At 47.8% G+C, this 17,816-nt stretch carries 23 protein-coding genes; 13 read left to right on the forward strand and 10 right to left on the reverse strand.

Annotated elements, in window-relative coordinates:
* Positions 1-58: 58 nt before the first annotated feature.
* The gene (locus Q4488_RS11700; protein ID WP_303580657.1) at positions 59-637 is read left to right on the forward strand and encodes a YhcB family protein; all 579 of its coding nucleotides are present in this window, start codon (positions 59-61) and stop codon (positions 635-637) included.
* A 98-nt stretch (positions 638-735) separates the two neighbouring features.
* On the opposite strand, the gene Q4488_RS11705 is transcribed toward Q4488_RS11700, so the two are convergent.
* The gene (locus Q4488_RS11705) at positions 736-1,497 is read right to left on the reverse strand and encodes a Nif3-like dinuclear metal center hexameric protein (protein ID WP_303580658.1); all 762 of its coding nucleotides are present in this window, start codon (positions 1,495-1,497) and stop codon (positions 736-738) included.
* Positions 1,498-1,590: 93 nt separating this feature from the next.
* Here Q4488_RS11705 and Q4488_RS11710 point away from each other — a divergent pair, with 93 nt between their 5' ends.
* Positions 1,591-2,790, forward strand: coding sequence for a S1C family serine protease (locus tag Q4488_RS11710; RefSeq protein WP_368411572.1), 1,200 nt, complete (start codon positions 1,591-1,593; stop codon positions 2,788-2,790).
* A gap of 80 nt (positions 2,791-2,870) precedes the next feature.
* On the opposite strand, the gene hisD is transcribed toward Q4488_RS11710, so the two are convergent.
* The 9 genes from hisD to Q4488_RS11755 all read right to left on the reverse strand — a co-directional run bounded on the left by hisD (position 2,871) and on the right by Q4488_RS11755 (position 9,615).
* Complete coding sequence (gene hisD / locus Q4488_RS11715; RefSeq protein ID WP_303580659.1) at positions 2,871-4,178, reverse strand: histidinol dehydrogenase; 1,308 nt, start codon at positions 4,176-4,178, stop codon at positions 2,871-2,873.
* A gap of 2 nt (positions 4,179-4,180) precedes the next feature.
* A complete protein-coding gene (hisG, locus tag Q4488_RS11720; protein ID WP_303580660.1) occupies positions 4,181-4,831 on the reverse strand; it encodes an ATP phosphoribosyltransferase in 651 nt (216 codons plus the stop codon).
* Positions 4,832-4,907: 76 nt separating this feature from the next.
* Positions 4,908-6,197 carry a UDP-N-acetylglucosamine 1-carboxyvinyltransferase gene (gene murA / locus Q4488_RS11725; RefSeq protein ID WP_303580661.1) on the reverse strand — a complete coding sequence of 430 codons (1,290 nt, stop codon included), beginning with the start codon at positions 6,195-6,197 and terminating at the stop codon, positions 4,908-4,910.
* 22 nt (positions 6,198-6,219) lie between these two features.
* Positions 6,220-6,459, reverse strand: coding sequence for a BolA family protein (locus Q4488_RS11730; RefSeq protein ID WP_303580662.1), 240 nt, complete (start codon positions 6,457-6,459; stop codon positions 6,220-6,222).
* Positions 6,460-6,581: 122 nt separating this feature from the next.
* Positions 6,582-6,878: a lipid asymmetry maintenance protein MlaB gene (locus tag Q4488_RS11735; protein WP_303580663.1), complete on the reverse strand. Its 297-nt coding sequence runs from the start codon at positions 6,876-6,878 to the stop codon at positions 6,582-6,584.
* Positions 6,878-7,507 carry a phospholipid-binding protein MlaC gene (locus Q4488_RS11740; protein WP_303580664.1) on the reverse strand — a complete coding sequence of 210 codons (630 nt, stop codon included), beginning with the start codon at positions 7,505-7,507 and terminating at the stop codon, positions 6,878-6,880. The genes Q4488_RS11735 and Q4488_RS11740 overlap by 1 nt, the downstream gene beginning before the upstream one ends.
* A 42-nt stretch (positions 7,508-7,549) precedes the next feature.
* Positions 7,550-8,011: an outer membrane lipid asymmetry maintenance protein MlaD gene (mlaD, locus tag Q4488_RS11745; RefSeq protein WP_303580665.1), complete on the reverse strand. Its 462-nt coding sequence runs from the start codon at positions 8,009-8,011 to the stop codon at positions 7,550-7,552.
* Positions 8,012-8,014: 3 nt separating this feature from the next.
* The gene (gene mlaE, locus Q4488_RS11750; protein WP_303580666.1) at positions 8,015-8,806 is read right to left on the reverse strand and encodes a lipid asymmetry maintenance ABC transporter permease subunit MlaE; all 792 of its coding nucleotides are present in this window, start codon (positions 8,804-8,806) and stop codon (positions 8,015-8,017) included.
* Positions 8,806-9,615 (reverse strand): ATP-binding cassette domain-containing protein, encoded by an 810-nt coding sequence (locus Q4488_RS11755; RefSeq protein ID WP_303580667.1) that lies wholly within the window; start codon positions 9,613-9,615, stop codon positions 8,806-8,808. Before Q4488_RS11755 ends, mlaE begins: the two co-directional genes overlap by 1 nt.
* A 263-nt stretch (positions 9,616-9,878) precedes the next feature.
* Between Q4488_RS11755 and Q4488_RS11760 the strand changes: the two genes are divergently transcribed.
* The 11 genes from Q4488_RS11760 to Q4488_RS11810 are packed head-to-tail and all read left to right on the forward strand — an operon-like array spanning position 9,879 to position 17,754.
* Positions 9,879-10,832 carry a calcium/sodium antiporter gene (locus tag Q4488_RS11760; protein ID WP_303580668.1) on the forward strand — a complete coding sequence of 318 codons (954 nt, stop codon included), beginning with the start codon at positions 9,879-9,881 and terminating at the stop codon, positions 10,830-10,832.
* Between the two features lie 56 nt (positions 10,833-10,888).
* Positions 10,889-11,863, forward strand: a complete 975-nt coding sequence (locus Q4488_RS11765) for a KpsF/GutQ family sugar-phosphate isomerase (RefSeq protein WP_303580704.1) — start codon at positions 10,889-10,891, stop codon at positions 11,861-11,863.
* The gene (locus Q4488_RS11770; protein WP_303580669.1) at positions 11,863-12,423 is read left to right on the forward strand and encodes an HAD family hydrolase; all 561 of its coding nucleotides are present in this window, start codon (positions 11,863-11,865) and stop codon (positions 12,421-12,423) included. The genes Q4488_RS11765 and Q4488_RS11770 overlap by 1 nt, the downstream gene beginning before the upstream one ends.
* Entirely contained in the window at positions 12,424-12,993 is a 570-nt protein-coding gene (gene lptC / locus Q4488_RS11775; protein WP_303580670.1) for an LPS export ABC transporter periplasmic protein LptC, read from the forward strand.
* Positions 12,983-13,531, forward strand: a complete 549-nt coding sequence (gene lptA, locus Q4488_RS11780) for a lipopolysaccharide transport periplasmic protein LptA (RefSeq protein WP_303580671.1) — start codon at positions 12,983-12,985, stop codon at positions 13,529-13,531. Before lptC ends, lptA begins: the two co-directional genes overlap by 11 nt.
* Positions 13,528-14,253 carry an LPS export ABC transporter ATP-binding protein gene (gene lptB, locus Q4488_RS11785; protein WP_303580672.1) on the forward strand — a complete coding sequence of 242 codons (726 nt, stop codon included), beginning with the start codon at positions 13,528-13,530 and terminating at the stop codon, positions 14,251-14,253. Before lptA ends, lptB begins: the two co-directional genes overlap by 4 nt.
* Positions 14,254-14,274: 21 nt before the next feature.
* Positions 14,275-15,789, forward strand: coding sequence for an RNA polymerase factor sigma-54 (locus tag Q4488_RS11790; protein WP_303580673.1), 1,515 nt, complete (start codon positions 14,275-14,277; stop codon positions 15,787-15,789).
* A 57-nt stretch (positions 15,790-15,846) separates the two neighbouring features.
* Positions 15,847-16,137: a ribosome-associated translation inhibitor RaiA gene (gene raiA, locus Q4488_RS11795; RefSeq protein ID WP_303580674.1), complete on the forward strand. Its 291-nt coding sequence runs from the start codon at positions 15,847-15,849 to the stop codon at positions 16,135-16,137.
* A 10-nt stretch (positions 16,138-16,147) separates the two neighbouring features.
* Positions 16,148-16,606: a PTS IIA-like nitrogen regulatory protein PtsN gene (gene ptsN / locus Q4488_RS11800; RefSeq protein ID WP_303580675.1), complete on the forward strand. Its 459-nt coding sequence runs from the start codon at positions 16,148-16,150 to the stop codon at positions 16,604-16,606.
* Positions 16,607-16,610: 4 nt separating this feature from the next.
* A complete protein-coding gene (rapZ, locus tag Q4488_RS11805; RefSeq protein ID WP_303580676.1) occupies positions 16,611-17,468 on the forward strand; it encodes an RNase adapter RapZ in 858 nt (285 codons plus the stop codon).
* Positions 17,469-17,484: 16 nt separating this feature from the next.
* A complete protein-coding gene (locus Q4488_RS11810) occupies positions 17,485-17,754 on the forward strand; it encodes an HPr family phosphocarrier protein (RefSeq protein ID WP_303580677.1) in 270 nt (89 codons plus the stop codon).
* Positions 17,755-17,816 lie beyond the last annotated feature (62 nt).

Raw genomic sequence — 17,816 nt, forward strand, 5'->3', positions numbered from 1 at the left:
ATTTATCTTTTGTTTGCGGTATTCTTCAGCTATGAATCAGTGCATTTAAGGAGTTAATGTGGCAGAGAATAGCGTCTGGATTATTGGTATTGTAACCCTGTTAGCAGGAGCACTCATCGGCTATCTGTTGGGACGTTCCGGCGATAGTTCCAGTCAGAAAAAGTTGACGAGTCAGTTGAATGACGCGCAGCGCGATCTGAATGAGTACAAGGAAAAAGTCAACGGTCACTTCGAAAAGACGGCAGAGCTCGTTAACGGCCTAACTGAGAGCTACAAACAAGTTCATCAACACTTAGCACAAGGCTCAGAAATGCTTTGCATGGGTGAACACTCACCTGAAAAGCTAAACAGCGATGTTCAAGCACGCATAGCCGAATCAGCGTCAGCAGCGGAAACATCAACAGCCGCTGAGCAAAGCCCAATCACTGATGAGCCCGCCACCGCTGCCGAACCCGACGTCGTTGAGCCACCTCGCGATTATGCGCCTAAAGAGCCCGATGAAGAAGGGATGTTGTCAGACAAGTATGGTCTTAAGAAAACCGCCGAGTTTCAAGAAGATGATTCAAAAGAAGAGATACCACCGCTTTTGAAAGATCAGATTCCCGCAGCGAAGGTTAGCGATAAAGAAGAAAAATAGTCGGCAGGCAAACAACCTAATGTTTGCCTTGCCCGTCAATCAAAACCGGCCACTGGCCGGTTTTTTTATCTACGTCACTCGCTAACCTAATCTAGCGGTTAAACCGGATTATCAATATCAACAAACTGATGCTCTATATCAAACTCTTTCGCTAATCGCTCTCCTAACGCCTGCACGCCATAGCGTTCAGTCGCATGATGCCCCGCCGCAAAATAGTGAATGCCCAACTCTCGAGCACTATGGACCGTCGGTTCAGAAATTTCGCCTGAGATATAAGCATCCAAGCCAAGTTCAGCCGCCTTATCGATATACCCCTGTGCCGCGCCCGTACACCAACCAAGCGTTTCAATCTGCTGCGGGCCAGCATCGATATGCAGCACCTCGCGCCCCAATACCATCGCGATTTTCTGCCTCAATTCAGCCGCACTTAAGGGTTCGGCTAACCGACCTATCAGTCCGATACTCAATGGATTATCAGGCTCTAAACCGCCGAGAACCTGCAACTCTAGCTGCTCTGCTAAGCAGGCATTATTACCCAGATCGGGATGGCCATCTAAAGGCAGATGATAAGCCAATAGACTGATATCATGGCTTAATAGCGTTTGTAAGCGGCGCTTTTTCATACCCACGATCGCTTCAGCTTCACCTTTCCAAAAATAACCATGGTGAACCAGAATCAGATCAGCCTGCAGTTCAACAGCCCGATCGAGCAAGGCCTGACTTGCCGTCACTCCAGATATGATTCGCTTAACCTCATGACAGCCCTCAACCTGTAAACCATTGGGGCAATAATCCCTATATTTTTCAGAGGATAAGAGGGAATTACAATAATTAACTAACTGTTTCAGTGATACCGCCATAATCTTTTCTTTATCTTCCCAAAAACACTTTATTATCCGTATAATTCTAAAATAGCTGAATAACTTTACCACTGTTTATAAAGGCATCTCTAATTGATTCAACGTTTTGCTTTTCTGGTGTGGCCTATTCTGTCAGGGATTCTCGCGGCCGTGGCCTTGCTAATCTATCTACCTGATATGTTTGCTCCGCAAACCAGTACTCCTCAAATCCGTCAGACTGCCACATCTTACAACGATGTTCGCGGCCCGTTTTCCTATGCCGATGCGGTAGAACACGCCGCCTCCAGCGTCGTCAACATCTATACCCGTACCGTTGTGCCTAGCAGTAACAATCAGATCTATAATGATCCTGATATCCGCAAATATTATGATGCCAACACCGGTCACAAAGAACGCATTCAATCCAGTCTTGGCTCTGGCGTCATTCTCAGCCCCGAAGGTTATATCGCCACGAATAATCATGTCATTTCCGGCGCTGACAGTATTGTCGTTGCACTGCAAGATGGCCGTGAAGCTACCGCCACCGTTGTAGGTAACGATCCCGATACCGATTTAGCGGTGCTAAAAATAAACCTGCCTCAGCTACCTAGCATTACCATCAGCTCATCGGCAAACCTACGTGTCGGCGATGTAACGCTGGCTATCGGCAATCCATTTGGTGTGGGGCAAACCGTGACGATGGGAATTATTAGTGCTACGGGGCGCAATCAGCTAGGACTGAACACCTATGAAGACTTTATTCAAACCGATGCCGCCATCAATCCAGGTAACTCTGGTGGCGCATTAATCAACGCACAAGGCAACCTGATCGGCATTAATACTGCGATTTTTACTCGCTCTGGCGGCTCACAGGGTATCGGCTTTGCCATCCCTTCTGATCAAGCTCAACAGGTGATGCAAGATCTCATAGAACATGGCCGAGTGATCCGTGGGTGGGTGGGTGTTGAAGCTCAGGAAATAACCCCAGAACTGGCGGAATCCTTCGGCTTAAAAGACACCAAAGGCTTAATTATTGCGGGCATTTTCCGTAATGGACCGGCCCATCAAGCAGGACTATTACCGGGAGATATTTTACTGGAGATTGGAGGTAAAAAAATCGTCAACAGCTATAACTCTATGTACAGTGTCGCTCGCATGCCGCCTGGCACCATTATCCCCGTTAAAGTTTGGCGTAACGGCGAGGTGATAGAATTAGACATCGCCGTCGCAGAACGACCGGCGATTGATAATGCGGTAAAAGAGGTGCCCGCGACTAAAGCTGACGAAGCTAACAGCGATAACGTTAAGCCTTAAGTGATTAATGTTCATCACTGACGAATAGCAAAAAAGCCCCGTAGGGCTTTTTATAATATACAGTCAATCAAGCTGACACTTTACTCTTTAATACGGTATTCAGCTGAACGAGCATGAGCGGTAAGACTTTCACCGCGGGCTAACACAGAGGCAACTTTACCCATTTCCGATGCACCGTCTTCTGAAAACATAATCAATGAAGATCGTTTCTGGAAATCATACACACCCAAAGGTGATGAGAATCGAGCGGTACCAGACGTTGGCAATACATGATTTGGCCCAGCACAATAATCACCCAGCGCCTCAGCGGTATAACGCCCCATAAAGATCGCACCCGCATGCTTAATCAAAGGCAGCAGCGCTTTAGGATCGGCTACAGACAACTCTAAGTGCTCGGGCGCGATGCGGTTATTAACCTCAGCCGCTTGCTCTAGATTTTCCACTTTGATCAGCGCTGCACGATCAGCCAATGAGCGACTAATAATAGCTTCACGCTCCATCGTTGGCAGTAATTTAGCGATACTAGCGCTCACCTTATCGAGGAATTCAGCATCTGGGCTGATCAATATCGGCTGGGCATCTTCATCGTGTTCGGCCTGAGAGAACAGATCCATAGCAATCCAATCAGGATCTGTCTGCCCATCACAAATCACCAAAATCTCAGATGGTCCGGCGATCATATCGATACCAACGGTGCCATAAACCGCACGCTTAGCCGTCGCCACGAAGATATTACCTGGGCCGACAATCTTATCCACTTTAGGTATCGTTTGAGTCCCATAGGCCAGTGCGGCAATCGCCTGTGCGCCACCAATGGCGAAGGCACGGCTAACACCGGCTAGCGCCGCTGCCGCTAGCACCAACTGATTCACTTCACCGTCGGGTGTCGGCACCACCATAATCAACTCGTCAACACCGGCAACGTGAGCCGGAATCGCATTCATTAAAACCGATGATGGGTAAGAGGCTTTACCGCCCGGCACGTAAAGCCCAGCTTTATCCATTGGCGTGACTTTTTGGCCTAACAAGGTGCCATCAGCTTCCTGATACTGCCATGACTCACCTTTCTGCCGTTCGTGATAATCACGTACTCGCTGAGCAGCCACTCGCAAGGCTTTATTTTGCTCTTCCGGCAACCCAGCCAAAGCCTGTTCTAAATCATCCTGAGTAAACTCAAGTTCAGCCATCGTACTGACGTTAAGCCGGTCGAAGCGGTTTGTGTATTCAACCACCGCGCTATCACCTTCGGCTTTAACGCGCTCAAGAATCTCTTCAACCGTACGATTAACATCTTTATTGGAAACCGATTCCCAGGCCAACAGTTTATCCAACTGTTCACTGAAATCCGCCTGCTGACTATCTAATCTTAAAATCTTTGGCTGAGTCATGATTATTCCGCTCTATCTTTTCGCGCGTCGACTGCCGCAGCTAATTGTTCAATGATAGGCTGTATCTGCCGATGCTTCATTTTCAATGCCGCCTTGCCAACGACCAATCGCGAACTGACGTAACAGATATCTTCCATCGGCTCGAGACCGTTGGCCCTGAGGGTATTCCCCGTATCAACAATATCAACGATACGATCGGCTAGCCCCATAATCGGTGCTAGCTCCATCGCCCCGTAGAGTTTGATAATATCAACCTGACGCCCCTGACGGGCAAAATATTCTTTGGTGATATTAACGAATTTGCTAGCGACTTTCATGCGCCCTTCAACGTTGCCTGCGCCCTTCATGCCGGCTACCATCAGTTTACACTTGGCAATATCAAGATCGAGTGGCTCATAAAGATCTTTAGAACCATATTCCAAGAGCACATCTTTGCCTGCAACACCCATATCAGCACCACCATGCTCCACATAAGTAGGCACATCGGTGGCCCGAATAACAACCAATTTGATGTTCTCATGGTTGGTATCGAATATTAGCTTACGACTGCTGAAAATATCTTCAGCGGGAATAATGTTAGCTGCTTCTAAGAGCGGCAGCGTATCTTTCAGAATACGCCCTTTAGATAGCGCAATGGTCAAGTTCTGTTTCATAATTGCAGTTTTGTTACCACTTAAAATTCAATACAAGCACACAGCCTAGGCTGTCAATGCTAAGGTTGGCTCAGTGCTAATCTTCTGCCGGTACGATATTCCGATTACCTGGAACTCGCTTAATTTTAGCTCCCAGCAGTTGGAGTTTTTCTTCAATACATTCATAGCCACGATCAATATGATAGATACGATCGATCACCGTATCACCTGTTGCCACCATCGCCGCAATCACCAAACTCGCAGAGGCGCGCAGATCCGTAGCCATCACCGGAGCACCCGTGAGCACTTCACGCCCTTCAATAATGGCCGTATTGCCGTCAATAGAGATCTTAGCGCCCATACGCAACATCTCTTGCATATGCATAAAACGATTTTCGAACACCGTTTCTTTAATTACGCCAACACCTTCAGCAATCACATTCAAGGCGGCAAACTGCGCCTGCATGTCGGTAGGAAAAGCGGGATAAGGGGCGGTGGTTAAGTTCACCGCCTTAGGGCGCTTACCCTTCATATCCAGACTAATCCAATCGGCACCACATTCGATTTCAGCCCCCGCTTCAATGAGCTTTTGTAACACCACATCGAGAATATCCGGACGCGTACTTTTTACCTTAACTTTTCCGCGTGTTGCTGCGGCAGCTACCAGATAAGTGCCGGTTTCAATCCGATCGGCTACCACCGAGTAGGTACAGCTTTTCAGCGAAGCAACCCCATTAACGACGATGGTATCGGTACCATGACCGGTGATATCGGCACCCATTGCGATCAAGAATTCGGCGAGATCAACTATTTCAGGTTCTCGAGCCGCGTTTTCAATCACCGACTGCCCTTCAGCCAAGGCTGCCGCCATCAAGATATTCTCGGTACCGGTAACCGTAACGATATCAAAGAAGACTCGCCCTCCTTTCAAGCGCCCATCGCAGGTGGCACGAATAAAGCCTTCTTCAACCGCAATCTCTGCACCAAGAGCCTCAAGACCTTTTAGGTGAAGATCGACCGGACGGCTACCAATCGCACAGCCTCCGGGCAGCGATACCTCTGCATGACCAAAGTGCGCCAACAGCGGCCCTAATACCAAAATTGAAGCTCGCATGGTTTTAACCAGATCATACGGCGCGACCGTTGACGTTAATGTACGCGCATCGATTTCAACATTGAGCTTTTCATCAATGGTTAATTCAACCCCCATCTGCCGGAGCAATTCCAGCATGGTGGTAATATCATGCAGATGCGGTAAATTACTCACCGTAACGGGTTCGTCAGCTAAAAGTGTAGCGGCGAGAATCGGCAAAGCGGAGTTCTTTGCTCCGGAAATGCGCACTTCGCCTTCCAAGCGACGGCCACCGGTGATGATCAGTTTGTCCATGAAAATAGGGCCCTTATGCGCTTCAGTTCAATTCTGCCCACTGGGCCCGAGTAAACGTTTTGATAGTCAGTGCATGGATACTACCATCAGCAATCTGATCTGAAAGACAGCCATAAACCATCTGTTGCTTTTTCACCGGCCGCAGACCTTCAAAGATATCGCCAACGACAGTGACCTGAAAATTACAGCCTTCGCCCTCAGGAAATACTTCACAACCTTCCAGTTTTTCTTCCAGAATACGTTTTACATCTTCGATTTGCATGCATGATACCAATGACAATAGGGGGAAAATAATGAGCCGATAATAATAGCGGAAAGAGCAACAAAAGGCGATGACTGTCGCGAATACAGTCATCGAACCTCAGAGCGTTCTAATTCATTCGGCTATGGATTAAGGGCGGTATGCTCTAAGCCAACTAAGCGCACGATGGCACTCAGTTCGGCAGGAATATTGCGCGCAGTGAGTGATCGATTTAATGCCTGACTTTTACGCATCAGGCACAGCCAAAGTGATACGGCAGAGCTATCCACCCGCCCGACGTTAGCAAAATCGATCACGATCGCTTGAGTCGTTTGATCAATCGCATTTTCAAGCGCCTGACGCACCGAAATGATCGTACTAAACAGAAGATCACCGTTCAGCACAATCGCATCAGAGCTGATTTCAACCTGAGCGACCATTAGCTATCCTTGCTGCCATTATTGGCCATCGCGGCTTTCCAATCAGCAATCACCTGCTTCACATCACCATTCGTCCGCGACACCATATCTGCGAATTGATTCTTGAAATTCAAGCGCAGGTTAATACCATCCACCAACACATTAACCAAGCGCCAACCGCTCTCTTGTTTCAGCATGTAATACACCAAGGTGTACTGCTGGCCATTCGCAGCAAACACATTCACGCTGACCACCTGCTTATCCGCATCAGGGCTTGGATGACCTTCCGGTGCGACTTCATATCGAACAATATCGAAACCGGTCAAGGACTTAGCATAGGTACGCACCATCGTGTCTTTAAACACCGAAGAAAACAACTGCTGCTGCTTAGCATCAACACGGTTATAGTACTTACCCATCACGCGCTTAGACGCGTAATCAAAATCCACAACGGGATTCAAAATAGCCTCGATTTCAGCAATTAATGCTTCACTCTGCTCAGGTGCTTTCAGCGGTTCATTTTCCAGCACCTGCATCATCTTAGATGACGCTTGTTCAATGGTATCCCGCGCTTCATCCCAAGATGCCTGAGCAGTAACGGTCGTGAACAGCAGGGTCAGTAGTACCAAGCAACGATTAATATATCTCATGTTTACAATTCCCATCCTTATATAACGAGACCTTGATAAAGGTTATTCCGAGGCCTTATTAAAGAGAAACTTACCAATTAATTCTTCCAAGACTAGCGATGACTGAGTGTCTTCAATGAAATCACCCTGTTGCAAAATTTCATCATCCGCAGCCCCTGTTGTGATACCTATATATTTTTCACCTAACAAACCGGCGGTCAAGATCGATGCCGAACTATCGGAAGTTAAATAATCGGTATCGGCATTAATCTCCATTTCGACCAATGCCATCAACTTTTGACGATCGATACTAATATTGGTGACTTGACCAATCGCCACACCGGACATAGTGACTTTCGAACGGGCCGTCAGCCCACCGACATTTTCAAACAAGGCATAAATTTTATACGAGCCCTCTTGCTTAGAAAGCGTCAAACCACTGACATTAATAGCCAGCATGGCAAGCGATAACGCGCCCACCAACATAAAAACACCTACACCCAGCTCAATTCCACGAATACGCATGTCTTACAAATCTCCAAACATCAAAGCTGTCAGAATAAAGTCAAGCCCCAGAACGGCTAGGGATGAATACACAACGGTTTTGGTGGTTGCCTGACTAATGCCCTCAGACGTAGGCACCGAATCATACCCCTGAAATACAGCGACCCAAGTCACCACGACCCCAAACACCAAGGACTTAATCAAACCATTAACCACATCATCAAAAAAATCGACTGAGTTCTGCATATTAGCCCAGAAAGAGCCTTCATAAATACCCAGCCAATCGACACCCACTAATAATCCACCCCAGATTCCGACGGCACTAAAAATCATCGTCAGAATAGGTAAAGAGATCAGTCCAGCCCAGAAGCGTGGCGCGATAATCCGCCGCAACGGATCGACACCAATCATTTCCATACCCGATAGCTGCTCGGTCGTCTTCATCAAACCGATCTCGGCGGTTAAGGCAGAACCCGCCCGCCCGGCAAATAACAACGCCGTCACCACCGGTGCCAATTCACGCACCAGACTCAGCGCCACCATCTGTCCAACCGCCTGTTCACTGCCGTAATCCACCAAGATGGTATAGCCTTGCAACGCCAAGACCATACCGATAAACAGACCCGACACCATAATGATCACCATTGACAAAACGCCAACCGAATAGAGTTGTCGCATCAGCAATGGAAATGAATTAAAAGGCTCAGGACGAGCAATCACTGCATGCATCAACAACATGCCCGAACGACCAATAGCCGCCAAACGGTTGATGGTTGATCGTCCGAGTAACGCCAAATTAGCAATAACCGACTGCATCAGCGTCCCTCCATGAGTTCAGTAGCGTAATCACTCGCGGGAAAATGAAAAGGTACCGGGCCATCAGGTAATCCCTGCATAAACTGTCGTACCTGCTCAGCATCATTTTGCTTTAACTGTTCGGGTGTACCATGCGCAATGACACCGCCATCCGCAATGATATAGATGTAATCGGCGATACTCAGTGTTTCGTTAATATCGTGTGAAACTATAATACTGCTATGTCCCAGCGCCTTATTCAGGGTCTTGATCAGATTAACCAGCACGCCCATGGCGATGGGATCTTGTCCGGTAAACGGCTCATCATACATAACCAACGCGGGATCCAAGGCGATCGCCCTCGCCAATGCGACTCGACGTCCCATCCCACCAGATAACTCGCTCGGCATCAGTTCTGCAGCCCCCCGCAAACCGACTGCCTGTAATTTCATCAACACGATATCACGGACCATATCTTCCGGAAGCTGTGTATGTACTCGCAAGGGAAAAGCGACATTTTCAAACACAGTCATATCGGTAAACAGTGCGCCGCTCTGAAACAACATGCCCATTTTTTCGCGCACATTGAACAACTCATGGCGACCGAGACGGGGAATATCATCGCCATCCAACAGAATCGAACCGGCATCCGGCTTCAACTGCCCACCGATCAATTTCAACAGTGTCGTTTTCCCGGTGCCACTCGGCCCCATAATCGCCGTCACCTTACCCCGTGGAATACGAATATCTATATTTTTACAGATATATCGATCACCCCGACTAAAGGTAAGCTGCTTAATATCAATGATGATATCGTCAATAAAATCCATAATAGCGATGACTCAATCAGGATAATAACGAGTTACAGCGTGGATAAGATGCGCTCTGCATCGATCACACGCTAAAACCACTAAAAAGCGTATAGCAAAAGGTTTATTGAGCGACCTTGTTGCTATAAAAAAATCGCGCTGAGTGTACCACTCTTACCTATAAACTTGAATAAAATCGACCTCAATGGCAGCAACCTCTTGCACATAAGACAGATTACTCATTAAATAGGCCACCGTTTTAACCAAGGCTGAACAACTAACCGATGTTATACCCCATTATTGCACTACTATTAGGTTTTATTATTCTAGTCTGGAGCGCTGATCGCTTCGTTATCGGCGCCGCCGGAACCGCCAAAAACATGGGTATGTCGCCGATGCTGATTGGCCTGACCGTGGTTTCGTTTGGTACTTCGGCACCCGAAATTCTGGTCTCCATTATGGCCTCCACCACTGGTGCCGGCGATCTTGCCGTCGGTAATGCATTAGGATCCAATATTGCTAATATAGGATTAGTGCTCGGCATCACCGCTCTGATTGCCCCATTGCCGGTACGATCTAAAGTCCTTAAACAAGAAGTACCGCTGTTACTCGCCATCACGTTATTGGCCGGTGGGGTGCTCTACGATCTCTATTTAGGGCGTATTGATGCGATTGTTCTGTGTTTAGCACTCGCCGCTTGTCTCTATCTATTTACTCGATTTCAGCGTAATGCTAGCGATGATGCCATCAATGATGAAGAAGAGGAGTTACCCGAGTTATCGACTGCTTGGGCTATATTCTGGCTTATCACCGGACTACTGCTGCTAGCGGCTAGCTCCCGCTTACTGGTATGGGGCGCCACCGAGATTGCCTTAAGCTTAGGGGTTAGCGATCTAGTCATCGGTCTGACGATCGTCGCCATTGGCACCAGCTTACCCGAACTCGCAGCTTCCGTTGCCAGTGCGTTGAAAGGCCACACCGATATCGCCTTAGGCAATGTCGTTGGATCGAATATATTTAATATTGCCGCGGTAATGGCGGTCCCTGGTTTACTCGTGCCGATTCAACTCGAATCCGTGGTTTTATGGCGTGATTACGGTGCGACACTGGCCTTAACAGTGCTACTCGTTGCACTGGTTATTTATCAGCGTTCACCTAAAATCTCACGCCTCGAAGGTGGAATACTGCTGACTGCCTATGCAGGCTATCTTGCACTACTATACAATATGAGTGTTTAACCCAATTATCGGCTGGCAGCCTTCACCTCTGCAAATAATGTTGTGAATAATCAATGATGAATAAAGAATTAGATTTTTTAGCTTCCGCCAAACGTACCCTCGAAGTGGAACGAGATGCCATCAACGATCTATTAGGCTATCTGAATGACGATTTTACCAAAGCCTGTCACCTAGCATTAGCATGTCAAGGTCGCGTAATCGTAACGGGGATGGGAAAGAGTGGTCATATAGGCCGTAAAATAGCAGCCACCCTCGCCTCGACAGGTACACCCTCGTTCTTTGTTCATCCTGGTGAGGCGAGTCACGGTGACCTAGGAATGATCACCCGCGCCGATGTCGTGGTCGCACTGTCTAATTCGGGTGAAACCAATGAAGTACTGTCGATTCTACCGCTGATCAAACGCATGAATGCACCGCTGATCAGTATCACCGGCAACCCAGAATCAACCCTATCTCGCAGCGCGGATGCCAACTTAAATGTCACCATCCGTCAAGAAGCCTGTCCGCTAGGTCTCGCCCCCACCTCCAGTACAACCGCCTCACTGGTTATTGGCGATGCGTTAGCGATTGCATTATTGGAAGCCCGAGGCTTCAGTGCTGAAGACTTTGCCTTCTCTCATCCCGGCGGCAGCTTAGGCCGTCGCTTGTTACTGAAGGTTTCCGACATTATGCACAGTGGCGATGAGATACCTCGCGTCAGTAGTTCTACCATGCTCAAAGACGCCTTGATGGAAGTCACCCATAAACATCTCGGTATGACCACCGTGGTCGATGAAGCCGGTATATTACAAGGGGTTTTCACTGACGGCGACTTACGTCGTACCCTCGATCATGATGTCGATATGCAGAACACGCCAATTACCGATGTCATGACGACAGAGTGCACCACCGTCAGCAGCGATATACTCGCGGCTGAAGCCCTGCAGATCATGCAAGACAAACAAATTAACGCGTTGATCGTGCTCGATGAAGCTAGCTGTCCGGTCGGTGCGCTGAATATGCATGATATGCTCAAAGCAGGAGTCATCTAATGCCTTCACCGTTTGTCGACAAACTCAGACAAGAACTCAGCCTCGCACAGCTCGATAAGCTGGCCCCCATCAAACTGGCAGTCTTTGATGTTGATGGTGTGCTCACCGATGGTAAACTCAATTTTCTCGCCGACGGTAGTGAAGTTAAAAACTTCAACACCCTCGATGGACTGGGCATTAAACTGCTCGCTCAGGGCGATATCAAAACGGCCATTATTACCGGAAGATGTTCACCTCAAGTCGAACGCCGTGCAGCAGCATTAGGGATCGATTACCTTTATCAGGGTCGCGAAGACAAACTCACGGCGCTACAAGAGCTGTGGCAGGATACGGGCTTTAGCGCTCAACAAACCGCCTATATTGGTGATGACCTGCCCGACCTCGCCGCTATTCGTGCCGTGAATTTTGGTGCCACCGTCAATGGTGGCCATCAATTCGTTGCCGCACATGCCGATTGGTGTACTCAACGCACCGCGGGGAATGGTGCAGGAAGAGAGTTTTGCGAAACCATTCTAGCAGGTCAAGGCAAGCTTGAAGCCCTGTACCGCGAGTATTTGTAAATGCTGACTGGACGTGCCCGACTCATAGCCGCGGCGGCGATCCTATTCCCGACGGTAATCTATTTGGGAATGGATACAGAACATCATACTGTGCTTCCGAAAGAAGAACCCAACCCCGCCTATCAACAAGCCGATTATTATATTGTTAATGGGCAGATAAGGGATTTTTCTCCTACCGGCAAGCTGAAACAACAATTAAGTTCAACCCAGTTAGAACATCAACCGGCCTTACAACAAATATTAGTGACCAACCCTGAGATGCAGATATACAACGCTCAGCAACCGAGCCGAAAAGTCAGCAGTCTCAGAGGCATCATCAGTGACAACGATGATAAAATTGTCCTCGAGGGAAAGGTACTATTTCAGGACAATCCTGATCCAACACAGGCGAACATGCTACGCACTGAATCCTTAGTCATCTTACCGCAGGAAAATATCGCGAAGACCGATCAGCGAGTAACCATTTCAAGTCGATTAGGTGTCACTACCAGCGTAGGCATGACAATAGACACTGACAGTGGCATTCTTAACCTCCTGTCAGACGTAACCGGAGTATACAATGTTAATTAACCGTATAAGCAAAGCCTTATGCGTGATGCTACTCAGCTGGCAGCCGATGGCGATGGCCTTACCCAGTGATGCCAACAAAGCAATTCACATCACGGCAGATAGCGCTACCCGAAACGATCAAACGGGCATTACCCTCTATAAAGGCGATGTCCTGTTAACACAGGGCAGCCTGAAGGTAAGCGGCGACAGTATAGAGCTCAGACAAACGGGCAACACCATCACCATGATTATCGCCAGAGGACGCCCCGCCGAATTTCAACAACGCTCGTCCGCCGATCAAGAGATTACTCATGCATACGGTGAAGTGCTAGATTACAATCTACACACGAAAGAACTCGAAATCACCGGCCAAGCCAAAGTGACTCAGGGTTCCGACCTCTTTAGCGGCAACCGAATTGTTTACAATATGAACAAAAGTACCGTCAATGCATTTAGAGATGAAAATGCTGACGGAGAGCGGGTACAAATCGTGATTCAACCCAAGGCAACACCGACAACTGAGCCTACACCTGCACCTGGAGAACTCCAGCCACAATGAGTCGACTAGAAGCACTTAACCTCGCAAAGAGTTACAAAGGCCGTGAGGTTGTACGAGATGTCTCGATGAGCGTCGATAGCGGCCAAATTGTCGGTCTCTTGGGCCCCAACGGTGCAGGTAAAACCACCTGTTTTTATATGATTGTTGGCTTGGTAGATGCCGATCGAGGGCGTATAAAAATCGATCAATTGGATCTCACCAAAGAACCAATGCACGGTCGGGCCCGTAAAGGTATTGGTTATTTGCCGCAAGAGGCATCGATTTTCCGTAAGCTGAGTGTGCATGATAACCTAATGGCCATTCTGGAAACTCGTAAAGAGCTAAATCAGCAGCAGCGGCAACAGAAATTAGATGAATTACTGGAAGAATTTCATATTTCACACCTGAGCAAGAGTATAGGCATGAGCCTTTCCGGTGGAGAAAGGCGACGCGTTGAAATTGCCAGAGCATTAGCCACAGAACCCACCTTTATTCTGCTGGATGAGCCCTTTGCTGGCGTCGATCCGATTTCAGTGAGTGATATCAAGCAAACCGTAAAACATTTACAAAACAAGGGTATCGGTGTCTTAATCACCGATCATAATGTTCGCGAAACATTGGATATATGCGAACAAGCCTATATTGTTAGTGAAGGTTATATTCTTGCAGAAGGATCACCAGAGGATATACTGGCAAACCAGCAGGTCAGGGAAGCCTATCTCGGTGAGCAATTCAGGCTGTAACAGGTATATAAGCGATTCCCTATGAAACAAGCGCTACAACTAAAAATGGGTCAGCATCTGACCATGACTCCACAATTGCAGCAAGCGATTCGCTTACTGCAATTATCGACGCTTGATCTGCAACAGGAGATTCAAGAAGCACTGGAATCCAACCCGATGCTGGAAGTGGCTGAAGAAGAGAGCGCCTCTGAGAACGCTGCCGATCAAGCCTCCTCTGATGCAGAAATCAGCAATCATGAATCCGTCTCCGCATCGGCTAAAACGTCGGAATCAGAAGACATTCAAGCCACCGATAGCGATTGGAATGATGACATTCCTAATGAACTATCCACCGATAGTAACTGGGAAGACACTTATCAGACGGTATCCAGCTCATCATCTGCATCATCCCATGACTTCTCCGACATGGAGATGGAATCGAATGACACCGCCGATGAAACCCTGCAAGATCATCTGAATTGGCAGTTAAATCTCACCCCGATGAGTCCCATTGACGAACTGATCGCCACCAATATTATTGACGGCATCAATGTGGACGGCTATCTCAGTGTTGAGCTCGACTCCATCTTAGACTATTTTCAACGTCAGGATGATGAACAGCTCAAGAACATCGAACTGGATGAGGTTGAGGCCGTTTTACGCCGTATTCAGCAGTTTGACCCACCCGGGGTTGCCGCTCGCGATCTAAGCGAATGCCTAGCCATTCAATTACAGCAGCTACCCCCTAAAACAGACTATCGTGCCGAAGCGCTCAAGTTGGTGACTCAATATATTCACCTCCTAGGTAACCATGATTATAAGCAACTCATGCGTAAAGCGCGGATTCGAGAGCCTCAGCTATTAGAAGCCATCAACCTCATCCGCACACTCAACCCGAAACCCGGCTCGATGATCACCAGTACTCAATCGGAATATGTCATACCCGATGTATTGGTCTATAAAGAAAAGGATGTCTGGCAGGTCACACTCAATCCGGAAGTAGCCCCCAAGCTACGGATTAACGATAGCTACGCCGATCTCATTCGGCGGGCGGATAGCAGCCCCGATAACACCTATCTTAAAAACCACTTGCAGGAAGCCCGGTGGTTTATTAAAAGCTTACTGAGTCGTAACGATACACTCATGAAAGTCACACACGAGATCGTTAAACGACAGGAAGCCTTTTTAGAGCACGGTGATGAGGCGATGCGCCCCATGGTGCTTCACGATATCGCCGAGGCGGTGGAAATGCATGAATCCACCATATCGCGGGTAACGACGCAAAAATACATGCATACCCCTCGGGGTATCTTTGAACTGAAGTATTTTTTCTCCAGCCATGTGACAACGGTCAATGGCGGAACCTGCTCATCCACGGCTATCCGAGCATTGATTAAGAAGCTAGTTATCGCTGAGAGCCCGACCAAACCCTTGAGTGATAACAAGATTGCACAGCTCCTGGAGGAGCAAGGGATCAATGTTGCGCGCAGAACCATTGCAAAATACAGAGAATCCCTTAGCATTCCACCTTCTAATGAACGAAAACGTTTGGTTTAATAACTGTTTATCATGGGAACCGGGATTCGACCCGGACAACAACACTAGGAGATTACCATGCAGATCAATATTACTGGTCACCACGTTGAATTGACTGATTCCCTGAACGAATATGTTCAGAACAAATTTGAAAAGCTGGAGCGCCATTTCGACAACATTACCAATGCACAGGTAACCTTAAGCGTTGAAAAAAACCGTCAAAAAGCCGAAGGCGAAATTCATGTCGCCGGTGGAAAGTTATTCGCTTCTGACGAACAAGATGTTATGTATGCCGCGATTGATGGGCTGATCGACAAGCTGGATCGTCAGGTTATTAAACATAAAGAAAAGATGAAAACTCACAAGTAAATAATTGACGATGCTAATTTCAGAACTATTAGCGCCCTCGGGAGTACTCTGTGCTCTGGAGGGTGGTAGTAAAAAACGTATCCTAGAAATTGCCAGCCAGCAGATTTCCGAACACTACCCAGAGCTCGAACCCGAACTCATCTTCGCCGGTCTATTGGGTCGTGAAAGGCTCGGTAGTACGGGCATCGGTGAAGGCGTGGCAATTCCTCATTGTCGTTTGGATGAGTGCAACAAGGCCACCGCCTTACTCATTCAATTACAAGAACCGATCGACTTTGACGCTATCGATGCACAACCCGTCGATCTCCTGTTTGTGCTCGTGGTGCCTTCTGAGGCCTGTGATCAACACCTACAAACGCTGAGCAACCTGGCGGAACTGTTTAGTCAGGCATCCTTCCGTGATCAACTGCGCAATGCTGAATCAGTAGAAGCTCTGTTTGCTGCAGCTACCGGCCCACGGCAGGTTTAATCTGATGAAGCTGGTTATCATCAGTGGTCGTTCAGGGTCTGGTAAATCAACCGCCCTGCAAGCACTGGAAGATGTTAACTTCTACTGCATCGATAACCTGCCAGCGCCGCTGCTACCTGACTTAGTCAAGCAAATTCTATCCGATCCCGATCATCCCAATCAGCTTGCTGTCAGTATCGATGCACGTAATCAGCACAGCAACCTGAAACAGTTTCCCGATATCTTTGCCCGTCTGCGCCAAATCGAGCAAATAGACTGTGAAATTCTCTATCTCGATAGTTCAGAAACCACCCTACTCAAACGTTATAGCGCCACCCGCCGAAAGCACCCACTTTCGAATGATACGCAGGGTTTGCAACAGGCCATTAACTATGAAAAGCAGCTACTTGAGCCGGTCTCAGATCTAGCTAATATCCGTATCGATACGACTCGACTATCGCTCTATCAACTCAGAGATAGCATCAAACTCAGAATTGCTCAACGACAAGAGCAACAACTATCGCTGCAGTTTGAATCTTTCGGCTATAAACACGGTATTCCTCTCGATGTGGATTTTACCTTTGATGTTCGTTGCCTTCCCAACCCTTATTGGCTACCTCAACTGCGTGGCTTAAGCGGTCAAAATCAGCCGGTCATTGAGTTTCTTGAACAGCAAACAGAAGTACAAGAAATGCTGGCGGATATCACGCAATTTTTAGAGAAGTGGCTACCATCATTTGAAAAAAATAATCGTAGTTACATCAGTATAGGCATAGGCTGCACCGGCGGTCAGCATCGCTCGGTGTTTATCAGTGAACGTCTCGCTGTTCATTTCAGAACAACTATGGATAATGTCCAGATACGCCATCGCGAACTAAACTGATTACGGGTATACATCAATGTTGGAAAAAAAGATCACCATTATCAACAAGCTGGGGTTACATGCCCGCGCGGCCGCTAAACTGATCAATGTGACCAGCTCATTTTCTTCCGCTATACAACTGACGAAAGATGGCCGTCAAGTGGATGGCAAGAGCATTATGTCGATAATGATGTTAGCCGCCAGCAAGGGTACAGAGCTGACTATTTCAGCCTCGGGTGATGATGAACAACAAGCGATGGATGCCATTGAGCAGCTAATCAACAATCGCTTTGACGAACAAGAATAGTCTATTCACCCTATTCGTTTAAAAACAATACGCTATAATGCCCTCAACATATTGATGCTAAT

Source organism: Amphritea sp. 1_MG-2023 (assembly GCF_030547545.1).
Classification (GTDB): domain Bacteria; phylum Pseudomonadota; class Gammaproteobacteria; order Pseudomonadales; family Balneatricaceae; genus Amphritea.